This window comes from Bacillus sp. G16 (assembly GCF_021282335.1).
Lineage (GTDB): Bacteria > Bacillota > Bacilli > Bacillales > Bacillaceae > Bacillus > Bacillus inaquosorum.
This window is the reverse complement of sequence record NZ_JAJSOZ010000013.1, coordinates 23179-37878: the sequence shown is the minus strand read 5'-3', so window position 1 is coordinate 37878 and position 14700 is coordinate 23179. Positions and strand designations below refer to the sequence as shown.

General features: G+C 46.4%; 2 protein-coding genes. Both read right to left on the bottom strand.

All coding sequences use genetic code 11. The features are described 5' to 3' along the window. Window positions 1–38: 38 nt before the first annotated feature. Entirely contained in the window at window positions 39–3881 is a 3843-nt protein-coding gene (locus LWH95_RS16025; protein WP_232919980.1) for a non-ribosomal peptide synthetase, read from the bottom strand. A 7-nt stretch (window positions 3882–3888) separates the two neighbouring features. Further along, a complete protein-coding gene (locus tag LWH95_RS16020) occupies window positions 3889–14691 on the bottom strand; it encodes a non-ribosomal peptide synthetase (RefSeq protein ID WP_232919969.1) in 10803 nt (3600 codons plus the stop codon). Window positions 14692–14700: the final 9 nt, after the last annotated feature.

Below are 14700 nucleotides of genomic sequence, written 5' to 3'. Positions count from 1 at the left end.
AAGACGGACAGAGAATGGCCTCTGTCCGCTAGTCCGCTTTATCGTTTGTGCAGTATTGCTTGATTTGAAGTGATCTTGTCTAAAATGTCAAGGATGATGTCAGCGTTCTTTTCAGCATATGCGCCTTCCAGCATGTCTTTGTGAGCGCCAAAACCAGTATATTCGCTGTAGTTTCCGTAGGCAGCGCCTTTCCATTTCATTAAGCCTGTATGCCCGCTGGTTTCGGTTTGGACTCCAGCTTCGATGAAATGAATGTTTGCTTTGATGTGTCCTTTATTCAGCAACTGCGCCCAATATTCCTGATAGTTTCTTTTTTTCTTCATCACCTTTTCTCTGACTGCTTCAGGCAGGTATGCTGCAGATTCGTCATTGCCGGTATCGATAGGCAAAGGCTGTTCTTTTAAATAAGCGTCCACGATAATGAAGTCACTGACTTCCAATCCTCTGCGTTCCATAGCCTGTGCCACTTCAAAAGCCAGGTTTCCGCCTGCAGAGTAGCCTAATAAAACATATGGGCCATCAGGCTGTATGTCCGTCATGCAATTGACATATTGTTCAATGCGGGTGTCATGTTCAATAAAGTGAAATCCGTATACAGCTGCCTTGTCATTTAGCAATAAAGCAAGTTCTTTGAAATAAATGCCAAAGCCTGATATCGGCGGGAAGCAAAAAAGATTTTGCGCACCGTGGTGATTCAGTTTGATCACATGCTGTTCATCTGCCGCTGTCAGCTGTTTGGAATAAAGTTTTTCGGCAAGCTGAGCAATTGTCGGATGTTCGAACAAGAAATCAATCGGTATGTCAATTTGCTGCTGGTGCTTCAGTGTGTGTATGACCTGCAGCGCTTTTAGTGAATGTCCGCCAAGAGCAAAGAAGTCATCATCAATACTGATTGTGTTGACACCGAGGACATTCTTCCAAATGTTCGCCAATTCTTCTTCAACCAAGTTTCTTGGCAATGTGATGTCCTGTCGTTTGTCATTCTTATTTTCTGGAATAGGCAGCGCGCTGCGGTCTATTTTTCCGTTTCCGGTAAGCGGCATCCGCTCCACACGCACCCAGTGCTGCGGGATCATATAGTCTGGGAGCACACGCGCCAAATCGGCGCGGATATCCTTTTCAGTTCTTTGGTCATCGCCAACGTAATGAGTGTACAGCTGCGCCTCTCCATCTTTTTCTCTCAATGTCACTGCCGCTTCCTGAACGCCTTCCATTTCTAAAAGGCGAGCTTCAATTTCGGCGGGCTCAATTCGTTTTCCACGGATTTTAATCTGCCTGTCAATCCTGCTGATGTATTCTAAGTTTCCATCAGGCAGCCAGCGCGCCAAATCACCAGTACGATATATTCTTTCTCCAGACAAGAAAGGATGGGGAGAAAAAACAGCATTTGTCAAGTCATCTCTGTTCAAATAGCCTTTTGCGACCCCGTCTCCGCCGACACAAAGCTCGCCGGGAACGCCTATTGGCAAAAGACGCCCTTTTGCATCTAAGATGAAAGCGGTACTATTGCTGATTGGTTTTCCGATCGGAATCGGTCCCGCATAGTCTCTTTTCATCTCAAAAAAGGTTGAAAATGTCGTGTTTTCCGTAGGCCCGTAGATATTATGAAGTGCCAGATCTGGACAGGCGTGTCTGACAGCATTCATAAGGGCAGGCGAGAGGGCCTCTCCGCCGACATATAACGTATGGAGCCCGCGGAACATGTCTGCTTGAGCCTGAGCCAGCTGATTAAAAAGAGCCGTTGTTAAAAATAGCACTGTGATGTCATTTTCAAGCAAATACGTCCCAAACCGATCAGGTGACAGCATTGTCGATTTATCAATGATATGAAGGCTTGCACCATTTAAAAGCGCCCCGAACATTTCAAAGGTGACGGCGTCAAAGCTGATAGATCCAGTCAGAATAAACCGGTCATCAACGGACGCAGACGTGTAATTGCTATTGCTGACAAGGGACACGACATTGCGATTCGTGATCATGACGCCTTTCGGCCGGCCTGTTGATCCTGAGGTATACATGATGTATGCAAGATCATCCGGGCTGGAGCCGATGTTGATAGGGATATGGTTTTCTTCCATCAATGTCTGTGCATCTGAAGTAAGACGTGTTCCTGAGAACGCAGCGTTTTGCTCCAGCCCCTTTTGAACAATCAGCATTTTTGCCTGCGTTTCCTCGAGCATAAAGCTGACCCGTTCAGGCGGAAGCTCAGCATCAAGCGGCAGGTATACTCCCCCTGCTTTTAAAACAGCAAGCACACTGATAATAAATTCAGGAGAATGAGCAGCCAATATTCCGGCTGTCTCGTTTTTCCGAAACCCATTTTGGTATAACTCTCTGGCAAGTGCATTAGACCGTTTATCAAGCTCTTCATACGAAAAAGACATATTATCATACACAAGTGCGGTATGGTCTGGCGTCTCTTCTGCTTGTTCACGAAATAAATCTATGATTGTATGATTCTTTGGATACTCTGTTTTTGTATTGTTGAACTGTGTGACAATCTGCTCTTTTTCTGTTACATCAAGAAAAGAAAAATCTGCAATGGGAATATCAGGGTTCTGTGCCGCTGTGCTTAGTGCTTGTGTCAATTGCCTCTTGATACAGCTGATCCATGCAGCATCGTAAACAAACGCATTATAGCTGAACTTGATAACAAGTTCTTCCCCGGGAGCAACGACAAGGTTAAAGTTATATCCTGATTGCTCGGATACCTTAACTTGATCGATTTGCAATGGTGAACCGGTGCGATCAGTTGAATCGGCGATTTTCTGCTGTAACGGATAGTTTTCAAATACAATAATGTGATCAATCAGTTCCTGTTTTAAAGCGGTATTTGCCTGGATATCAAATAAAGGCTGGCAGGTGAACGGCTCAGCTTCCAGCATTTCTTTCTGGCAGCGTCTGAGCAGCTCTTGAAACGTTTCGTCTTGATGTGTTTTAATCCGAACCGGAATGGTATTGATAAACAACCCTATCATTTGCTCCACGCCCGGAATTTCTGATGGTCTGCCTGATACAACTGCGCCAAATACAACGTCGTCTGTGCGGTTATATTGCTGCAGCATCACGCCCCAGACTGCCTGAATAAGGGTGGCAAGCGTGACGCCGTGTTGTTTGGCAGTCTCTTTCAGCTTGTCTGTCAGTGGTTTATTTAATGAAAATATCAAATCCTCACGATGATAACCTTCTTTTTTTTCTTCATCAGACACACGAGGCAGAGGTGATGGAGTGCTGTAGTTTTTTAAATAGGAATCCCAGTACTCCGCAGCTGTTTCTTTGTCTCGGTTTGTCAGCCAGGAAATATAGGTGCTGTAAGGACGGACAGGGTCCAAAGAAAGTGGTTTTCCTGCATGGATAGATTGATAAATTTGCATAAATTCCTGCAGAACGATGCCGAGGCACCAGCCGTCCATTAAAATGTGATGGTGACTCCAGAGACAGACATGCTCATCTTCAGCTGTTTTGAATAGAGAAATCCGCATCAGCATGTCTTTTTGTAAATCAAAGCCTTTCTGCTTGTCCTTCTCCTTAAAACAATCAATAAACTCATTCTGGTCGTTTATTTGCAGATGGGAAATGTCTTCGCTGTACAAATGAAATTCGCGTTCTGTCATTACGACTTGCCGAGGTCCCGACAAATGCGGGACGTGCGGCAAAAATACCGTTCTGAAAATATCATGGCGGTCGATGATGGCTTGAATACTGCGCTGAAACCAGTCATAGCTTAGGCTTCCTTTGATGGTGAAGAGCGACTGCTCAACATACGCCCCCTCCTCTTTACGAAGGAAGGAATGAAACAGCATTCCCTCCTGCATATGACTCAGAGGATAAATGTTCTTGATTTTTTTGATGTTATCCATAGTGTCTGCACCTTTCTTCACGGATTCATTAGTGAAAACTGAGCATATCAGCAATCTCTTGCAGCGCGTCCTCGGTCAGTTCTTGATCATCAAAATCGCTAATCGTCTTTTCTGTTTCTCTTTTGTTCTGGCAGTGTTCGATCAGCTGTAATAAAAATTGACGGCAATACTCGCTAAGCTGTTCCATCGTTTTGCGCTGAAAGCGGGTATTGTCATAAGTCATGTTGACAGCCATTTTTCCTTCTGCGGCGATTGCGCTGATATCCAGCGACTGTTCACGATTCCATGTTGCGCTGATATCATCCCCGGCACCCAGCGGAGAGAAAGAGAAGGCGTCCTCCTCAGGTCCTTCAGCTGTGCTGCCGCTTTCAAACTGACCAAGATAATTGAAGCTGATTTCTGGCGAACCTGTGAAATCGATGTCTTTTTTATCAGGCGGAGTCAAATATTTGATGACACCGTAGCCGAACCCTTTGTCCGGTACGCGTCTCAGTGTATCTTTTGTTGTTTTTAGTACATGAACCATGTATTCTTCCGGATCAGGAAGGTCTGAGTTCAGTTTAACCAATAATGGATAAATGGCGGTAAACCATCCAACCGTACGGCTCACATCTATTCCGTCTAATACATCCTCTCGCCCGTGGCTCTCTAATGATAGTTTGAAGGCGGATTGATTGGTCCAATGGCGCAGCGCAAGAATAACAGAAGCAAGCAGCATATCCTGAGTATCTGTGTTATATGCGCTGTTGGCATCTTTTAAGAGCGCAGCTGTTTCTTTATCGTTTAAGGTAAACGAAATCGTGGAACGTTTACTCTCGTTTGCTATGGTTCCGTCGATTTGATCAAAAGGCAGTGCTTCTGTTTCATATTCTTCGGTTTCACGCCAATACTTGAACTGTTTCATAAGCTGCTGGCTTCCCGCATAGTCAGAGAGCTTTTTTGTGTACGCTTTGAATGAGCTTGTTTTAGGCGGCAGCTGGATATCTTCCCCGCCTGCAGCTTGGCGATAGCCTAAAGCCAAATCCTCAAGCAGAACTCGCCACGAGATGCCGTCAACGACGAAGTGATGAGCAGATAAAAATAAGAAATCACCGTCAGTTGTGCGGAAGAGACCGGCTTGCAGCAGCGGGCCATTCTTCAAATCCATTTTCTGCTGAATATCACGTACATGGCGTTTGATAAGAGGCTCATACGATCTATTCCCGTCAGTGCAGTCTGGATTTTGTAAATCAACAATGTGAAGGCCATACAGCGCATCGTCCGAATGACTGAGCGGCCGATTATATTGACTCCACTTTCCTTGTTCATTCTGTGTAAACACCATCCGCAGCGCATCATGATGACACGTTATTGCTTTTAAAGTTTTGCGAAGTGCGTTTTCTTGTACACAGGTGCTTCGATGCAGCATAACGGACTGATTAAAATGGTGTTTTTCTTTTATATCTTGAGAAAGAAACCATTTTTGAACAGGCGACCATTGTACGTCTCCCTCAATCGCAGCTTGGCTGGAACTTGTATCTGAATCCCGGATATAAGCTGCCAATTCTTGAATGGTCGGGTGGCTGAACAAATCTTTCACTGCCATCTGCTTTCCTATCCGGTGAAGCCGTGCGGAAACCTGTAACGCTTTGATCGAATCTCCTCCAAGCTCAAAGAATGAATCAGCTGTTCCGATTTTTTCTGCCCCCAGTACTTCCTTCCATATATCCGCCAGTATTTGTTCCATCTTGCTGGCAGGTGTGCGGAATGGACGTTCAGTTGCACCCTTGAATACAGGTTTTGGAAGTGCTCTGCGATCCAGTTTACCGTTTGGTGACAATGGAAGTGAGCCCAGTTTTTCAATAAACGTAGGAATCATGAACACCGGCAGCTTGTTTTGTAATTCTGAGCGTATCGTATCTGTGCTCAATTCTGGTTCGGTCACAACATAAGCACTTAATTCAGTTTGTCCTGATGCTGTTACATGAGCGAGTACGGTGGCGTCTTTTACACCGTTTATACAACGGATGACCGATTCAATTTCTTTCGTTTCTACACGATAGCCTCTGATTTTGACTTGTTCATCAATTCTTCCCAGATACTCGAGTGTTCCGTCGGCCATCCATCTGGCGGCGTCTCCTGTTCGGTACATTCGCATTTCAGGTTTGAATGGATTCTGGATGAATGCTCTCTCTGTCAGCTCCGGAAGGTTGATATACCCTCTTGCAAGCCCCGTTCCTGCTATACAAAGCTCTCCCGCAACACCAATTGGCTGAAGCTGATGATTGCCATTTAAAATAAGCACTTGGGTCCCGTCAATCGGCTGGCCGATGCTTACGTATTTCTGCTTTTCCATATGTCTCTTGACGGTAGTGGCCACACTGTTTTCTGTCGGTCCATATTCGTTGGCGAGTTCGGTGTGCGGACATATGGCCAGGCTACGGTTTATCAATTCGCGGTCAGCTGCTTCTCCCGCTAGAGTGACGATTCTAAGCGTCTTTACATCTTCCGGATGCAATACATCCAAAAGCGCTCGATATAAAACAGGCACAATAATCATATGTGTAATCCGGTGATGAGACAGCTGATGCTTGATGGCCAGAATGTCCTTCGCTTCCTCTTCCTTAAGCAGAACTGCTTTTGCACCTGACAAAAGCGGTGTGAACATACTTGTTAAAAAGCCGTCAAATGAGAAAGAAAAGAGCTGCAGGATGGCGTCTGTCTCGTTGAAAGCATAAGCGTTTCGCCTCCACTGAAGAGTGTTGGCAATGCCTTTATGCTCGACCATCACCCCTTTTGGACGGCCCGTCGTCCCTGACGTATAAATGATATAAGCCAAATGATGAGCAGACGATACTTGCGGCAGCGGCGATTTGTCGTATGCCTCCGCGCTCTCTATCGTCAAGATCTCTCCTTCAAAATCAGCAAGCTCTCCCCAATCCGTTTCATTTATTGTCATCAGCAGTTTCGTTCCGCTGTCGCTGAGGATATAACGTTTCCGTTCCGCCGGGTATTCCGGATCAATGGGAACGTAACAGCCTCCTGCTTTCCAAACACCAAGTACGGCCGCTATCATGCTGAACGAACGAGGCATCATGATGCTTACTGGTGTGTCCGGTTTAACACCCCGGCTGCGCAATATACGAGCGATTCCATTGGACCACTCGTCCAACTCTTGATAAGTCAGTGTTTTGTCTCCGCTGACAAGTGCAGAAGCTTTTGGTGTTCGTGCAGCTTGCTGCTCAAACAAACGGTCAATTGTTTGTTCTTCGTATTGATTCGCTTGCCCGGTGTTAAACTCATTGAGCAGCTGGTTCCGCTCTTCTTGGGTCAGGATGTCGATATGGTTGAGTGTCACCTCAGGGTTTTTAACGATGATGTTAAGTACATTAGGCAAATGCGATGCCCAGCGTTCTATAGTTGTTTTTTCAAACAGTGCGGTTGAATATTCAAAATGGAAATGAATGTTCCCGTCACCCTCAGATGCTTGTAATGTCAAATCGAATTTAGAAACGAGATGAGAAACTTGTGACGGCTTCATTTGCAAATCATGCAGATACAATGGCTGGTGATCATTATTTTGAACGACTAACATGGCATCAAACAGCGGGTTTCTGCTCATATCCCTCGTCACCCCAAGCTTATCGACGAGCTCTTCGAACGGATAATCCTGATGCTCATACGCTTCCAATGCTGTCTCGCGCACTTCCTGCAAATACTCCACAAACGGCTTCCCGCCCTCCGGGCGTGTCCGAAGCGCCAGTGTGTTCACAAACATCCCGAGTATCGGCTCAAGATCCTTGTGCGGCCGGCCGGCGATTGGCGAGCCGACGATGATATCTTCCTGTCCGCTTAAGCGTGACAATAACGCTGTGTAAGCCGCTAGAAGCACCATGTACAGTGTGCTTCCGTTTTCCCGTGCCAGCTTATGAAGGCCTGATGCGGCCTCTTGGTCAAGCGTAAATGAGACCTTGTCACCCGCGAAGCTCCGCATCGGCGGGCGGGTATGATCAGCCGGGAGATCCAGCACCGGCAGCTCGCCCTCGAGCTGCTTCAGCCAGTACGCCTCCTGCATCTGGTACGCGTCTCCTTTTTTAAACCCTTCCTGCCATACGGCGTAGTCTTTATATTGAATGTGAAGCGCCGAAAGGGTCCGGTTGTTGTAAAGCTCCCCGAATTCCCGAATCAGAATATTGACGGAAACACCGTCTGAAATAATGTGATGCATATCAACCAGCAACAGGTGCCGCTCATCTGACACCTTTACGATTTGGGCACGGAACAGCGGCGCTTGGCTGAGATCAAAGGGCTCGATAAACGCGGCTGCGGCTTCCTGTTCGGTTTGTTCGCCGAGGACTGCTGTCTGTAATGTAAACGGCACCTCGTCATGGATGCGCTGTACCGGCTCGCCGCTTTCGTCCTGTTCGAAGGATGTCCGAAGCGACTCGTGGCGCTTGATTAGCTCTTTAAAAGCCCTGTCCAGCCTTTCGGGGTCCAGCTTCCCTTCCAGCTCTAACACAGCCGGCATATTGTAGCCTGTCCCTCCGTCCTCCAGCTGCTGAAGGACATAGATCCGTTTTTGCGCGGAGGCAACCGGATAGGCCACGCGCTTTTCAGCCGGTTTCATCGCTTCATATGGACTGTCCGTTCCTTCACGGATAACGGAAGCCAGTCCTTCAACAGTCGGATGGGCAAACACATCTTTCAGCGGCACCTGTACATCGAATTCTTTGGCGATCCGGGACACAAGCGCGGTTGCTTTTAAGGAATGTCCTCCGCGATCAAAAAAGTTGTCGTGAATCCCAACAGGGCCATTTTTCAGCACGTCCTCCCACAGCTGGGCAAGCTTCATCTCTGTCACATTTCTCGGCGCCGTGTAAGCCTCCTCATCTGCCGCTCCGTCAGGAGCTGGCAGGGCGTTTCGGTCAAGCTTTCCACTTGGCGTAACCGGCCACTGTTCCATCTCTATTATATGGGCTGGGATCATGTAGCCCGGTAAAAGTCTCTCAAGCTGCGTCCGCACTTCGTTTCTTCTTAGTCCTTCTGCATAGGCGCATAATTCCGGGTCGCCGCTGTCTGTCCGTACGGTAACGGCTGCCTCCCTGATGCCTTCTATGCCTCTTAGCGCTGCTTCAATTTCTCCGGGCTCAATCCGGTAGCCGCGGATTTTCACCTGATCATCTAACCGGCCGAGGAACTCAACATGTCCGTCAGGAAGCCAGCGCGCCAGATCTCCAGTTTTATACATGCGTTCACCCGGGTAAAACGGGTCCTCAAGAAAACGCTCCTCCGTTAATGCCGGCCGATTTAAATAGCCTCTGGCAACACCCGCTCCGGCAATGTACAGTTCTCCGATACATCCAGCAGGCAGCATCCGCTGCTTCTGATTTAGGATATACATTCTGACATGATGAACAGATTTTCCAATTGGAACGCGTTCAAGCTTTTCATGCAGCGGACAATCAAAGAACGCAGCTTCTACAGTTGCCTCCGTTGGTCCGTAAGAATTGGTTAATGCAACATCTGGAAGTAACTCGCAAAATCGGGAGACGAGATGGGTCCCCAGCTGTTCTCCCCCGGAAAACACCCGCTTGAGTCTGTTTGTCTTAATCGGAACAGGTCGATATTTTATATGTTCTAAAAATGCATGGAGCATAGATGGCACAAAATGCATAGCTGTGATCTCTTGTTCTTCTACGGCCTTCGCGATCACTTCAGGTTCTTTTTCCCCTCCCTGAGGAAGCAGATAAACAGAAGCACCGGCATAAGGCCACCAAAACAGCTCCCATATGGAAGCGTCAAATGAGTAAGATGTTTTATGCATAATCACATCTGATTGCTTCAGCCGATAGCGGGACTGAAGGGAATTCAAAAAATTCACCGCAGATCGATGTTCAACTTCCACACCCTTAGGCCTGCCGGTAGAGCCGGATGTATAGATGACATAGGCTAAAGATTTAGGGAGAACGTCCACATTCGGATTGGACAAACGATGTTTATTTGCCTGATTGAGGTAAACAATCTCTCCTGCAAATGCCGGAACATGCAGGCTGGAAGACTGAAGCAGGAGAATGTCTGTACCGCTGTCCTCCAGCAGAAAGCTGATTCGTTCTTCCGGGTAATCCGGGTCAATAGGAAGATAAGCGCCGCCAGCTTTAAGAATGCCATAAATGCCAATCAGCATTTCAGGCGAACGCTTTCCTATAATGGCAACAGTCGTTTCAGATTTTACTCCTCGTCCGATCAGCTCCCAGGCGATACGGTTAGCCTGTTCGTTCAACTCTTTATAGGTCATCGCTCCATGTTCAAAGATAACGGCCGGCTGATCAGGCGTTTTTGCTGCCTGCTGTTCAAGTGCATAGTGGAGAGTTTGATTCATCGGATAGCCCGTCTCCTGAAACGGATGGCATGATTCAATGAAAGCTCTCTCTTCTTCTTTTGTTAAGAGTGGAATATCGTCCAATTCTGTTTCAGGGCTGACAGCTGTATGTTCCACAAGCGTGGTGAAAAGGCCGGCCCACCTTTGGATGGTTTCTTTCTCAAACAAAGCTGTACTGTATTCAAACTGACAGAAAAGCTCGGAATCGTGTTCTGTAACATACAGAGAAATATCAAATTTCGATATTGGATGCTGCAAATCGTTCCATCGAAGCTGTACATCTTTCATTTTCAGCTTTTGCTGTTCCATATTCTGAAGGACAAGTGTTGTGTCAAACAGTGGATTCCGGCTCATTTCCCGCTGTACGCCGAGTTTATCCACAAGCTCTTCAAACGGATAATCCTGATGCTCATACGCTTCTAGTGCCGTCTGCCTAACTTCCTTCAGAAATTCTTCAAATGTCTTGTTGCCTGCCGGGCGTGTCCGGAGAGCCAGTGTATTGACGAACATCCCAAGAACTGCTTCAAGGTCGGCATGGGGCCGTCCGGCGATAGGTGAACCAATTACGATATCATCCTGACCGCTTAACCGCGACAAAAAGGCTGAATACAAAGCAAGAAGCGTCATATAAAGCGTGCTTCTGTTTTTATTGGCAAGCCGCTTTATGCGGGCAGTGATCTCTTTATCCAATTGAAAGGTTACTTTTCCGCCTGTAAAGTGCCGTTCTGCCGGGCGGCGTTTATCTGTCGGAAACTCTAGCGCAGGGAGGTCCCCGCTAAACTGCTGCAGCCAGTAAGTCTCCTGCTTTTGGTACGAGTCTCCCTTTTTAAATTGCTGCTGCCAAACGGCGTAATCTTTATACTGGATCCGCAATGGCTTAAGCTGGCAGTTTGCATAAAGATCGGTGAATTCTCGGATTAGGAGCTGAACGGATACGCCATCTGAAATGATATGATGCATATCCACCAGCAATACATGCTTCTCGTTCGTCACTTTTATAAGGCCCGCTCTAAATAATGGCGCCTGGCTGAGATCAAAGGGGCGGATAAACCCCTCGATAGCGGTCTCTATACTTAATGTAAACGGCACTTCGGTGTGGATACGCTGAACAGGCTCGCCATCTGCCCCGGATACAAAGGAAGTTCGAAGAGGCTCATGCCGGCTGATCAGTTCTTTACATACAGCAGACAGTTTAGCGACATCCAGTGCCCCTTCCAGTTCTAAGACCGCAGGCATATTGTAGGCGACACCCTCATCAAGCTGCTGAAGCACATATATCCGTTTTTGTGCCGAAGATACAGGATATGTCTTCCTTTCTTCTGCCGGCTCAATTGCTGCATACGGATTTTCCTCTGCATCTTGAATGATTAAAGCCAATCCTTCTACAGTCGGATGGGCAAAGATGTCCTTAAGCGGAACTTGTACATGAAATTCCTTTGCGATCCGTGACATCAGCACTGTTGCTTTTAGAGAGTGGCCTCCATGGTCAAAAAAGTTGTCTTGGATGCCTATATGACCATTCTTCAGCACATCTTCAAATATTTGTGAAAGCTTTGCCTCTATCAGATTACGAGGGGCAGCATATGGATTTCCGCTAATTGAAGCATCTGGCGCTGGAAGCGCTGCTTGGTCTACTTTTCCGTTTGGGGTAAGAGGTATGCTGTCAACCCATATCCATTTCGCCGGAATCATGTATTCTGGTAGCTCACTAGCCATATAGCTGCGTAAATCTATTGCATTCAGCTTTTGTACACTGCAATAGTAAGCGCATAATTCATGTTCTCCGTTTTGATCTTGTCTGATGAGAATGGCAGCCTCTTTAATGTCCGGATGATTCATTAACGTGACTTCGATTTCTTGCGGCTCGATTCGATAACCTCTGATTTTCACTTGATTGTCTGCCCGTCCTATATATTCGATGTTGCCGTCTCCAAGCCGTCTGGCCAAATCACCTGTACGGTACATGATCGCACCAGGCCTGAATGGGTCAGATGAAAATTTGTCGCGTGTCAGTTTATCGTGATTGACATATCCTCTGGCAACACTTGCGCCGGAAATATAGAGTTCACCTGGTACACCGCATGGCTGTAGCTGTTTTTGGTGATTCAAAATATATAGATCAGTACAGCCTATCGGTTTACCGATTGGCGGAAACTCAGGAATAGGGTCTCCCGGATGAATGGTGTACGTAGATACCACATGAGTTTCTGAAGGTCCGTAATGATTGTGCAGGTGTATGCTGCGTTCACGTAACACGTCTTGGAAAATGTCTGAAATAATTAATTGTTCCCCAGCTGTAATCAAGTGTTTGACGCCATAAGGAAACGAGTTCGCAAGTTGCCGCTCGCTGAAAATCATTTTGATAAAAGCCGTTGGGAGAAACACAATATTCGTCTGATGCTTGTTTATAAATGCAAACAGCTGAGGCACATCTCTTTTTATGGATTCTGGCACGATGTGCAGGGTGCCGCCTTTCAGAAGCGCAGAAAATATTTCTTGATAACAGACGTCAAAGGCAGGTGTCGCAAATTGCAGAACATCTGCTTCAAAGTCAATCCCAGAGTGAGCAAATTCGAACTTCAGCAAGTTAGCCATGTTTCGATGTTCAAATTGAACGCCCTTTGGTTTACCTGTTGTACCTGATGTATAAATCATATACAGCAGATCGTCCGCATTGTTAACTGACTTTATGTTACTGCCGTCTTCTGTGCTTTCAATATCTTCTGCATGAGTGATAAGGTAATTGTTATCAAGCGATGCGGAAAGATGAGCTTGTGAAACAACATGCGAACAGCCGCAGTCATTTAGAATATAACGGATTCTGTCAGCCGGGTAATTCGGATCAATTGGAACTATGGCGCCGCCTGCTTTCAAGATACCAAGAACCCCGGTGATCAATGCCGCAGAGCGTTCCATCATGATCGCAACAGGCTCCTGCCTCGCAACACCCTTCATTCGCAAATGCCGTGCCAATCTGTTAGCCGATTTATTCAGTTCTTTGTATGTTAACGAACAGGTTTGATCAATTACAGCATAAGCGTCTGGTGTCTTTTCCGCTTGTTTTTCAAACATCGCATGGATGGTTTCGTAAACTGGCGTTCGATCCGCGATTTCTCCAATCAGCTGCCGCTTTTCAGTATCTGTCGTGATCTCGATTTCTTCAGGCGGAAGATTCGGGTTATTTAAGATTTGCGATACAGCATTCAGAAGATGCTCCTTGACAGAAAGCACAAAAGACCGATCATGCTGCTCCGCATCATAGCTCATTTTGATATGGATTTCTTCCTCTGGCGCCACCATAAGATAAAAGCTGTAGTTGGTTTCATCTGCCACAGTGAAGTTATGAATCTGAAAAAGATCAGAAGTATGTTCCTGCTTGTTCAGCATCTGAATCTCTTGCTGAACCGGATAGTTTTCAAATACGAGAATATGATCAATCAGCCCTTGTTTAACAGCTGAACGGGCTTGAATCTCATATAAAGGGTGGTAGCTGTATGCTTCAGCGGCAAGACGGTCTTTTTGCATATCTTTTATGAGCTGTATAAATGGTGTTTTTGCCCCTTGCACCCTAATCGGTATCGTGTTAATGAAAAGACCTACCATATGTTCAATGCCTTCGATTTCTGCGGGTCTTCCTGAAATGACAGAACCGAATACGGCGTCATCGTTATTATTATATTTTTGAAGCAGAATACCCCAAATGGTATGGAAAATCGTACTGAGTGTTACTTCTTCTCTTGCCGCAATCTCCGAAAGCCTGCTGCTTTCTTCCTTAGAGAATGAAAACGTAACGTGTTCCTGCCTGCTTCTCCCCTTTGTTTTTTTCTGCTTCGGGAGCATGGTTTGCTGTTCATGGCCGGAAAGATAATGTTCCCAATATGAAACTGCCTGCTCTTTGTCTTGCTCCATCAGCCATTTGATATAACTTCCGTATGGCTGGACCGGCTCCAATGATATAGGGGTGGCATTTACATAAGATGCGTAAATATGGAGAAACTCCTTTAGCACAATGCTGAGGCACCATCCGTCCATCATGATGTGATGAAAGGTCCAAATACAAGTGTACTGGCTCTCTCCTGTTTGAATCAGAGCGATGCGCATGAGCATATCCTTTTGCAAGTGAAACCCTTGGGCGCGGTCTTTTCCTTTCAATTGTTCGATAAACTGTGCTTGCTTCTCTTCGTTTAAATGAGTAATGTCTTTTTCCTGTACGATGATGTTCCGTTCTCTCAGGACAACCTGCTGGGGAGAGGAAACATTTTGGCTGATAAAAATCGTTCTGAAAATATCGTGTCTTGCTACAAGAGCGTTGATGCTGTTTTGAAAAAACTGCGAGTTGACTTTTCCTTCTATTGTAAAAGAAGCTTGCTCAACATATGCCTGTGAATCTTTTTGCAGGAGGGAATGGAAAAGCATCCCTTCCTGCATGTAAGACAGCGGATAAATATCCTGAATTGAATTCGCTTTTGTCATGTTCATGTC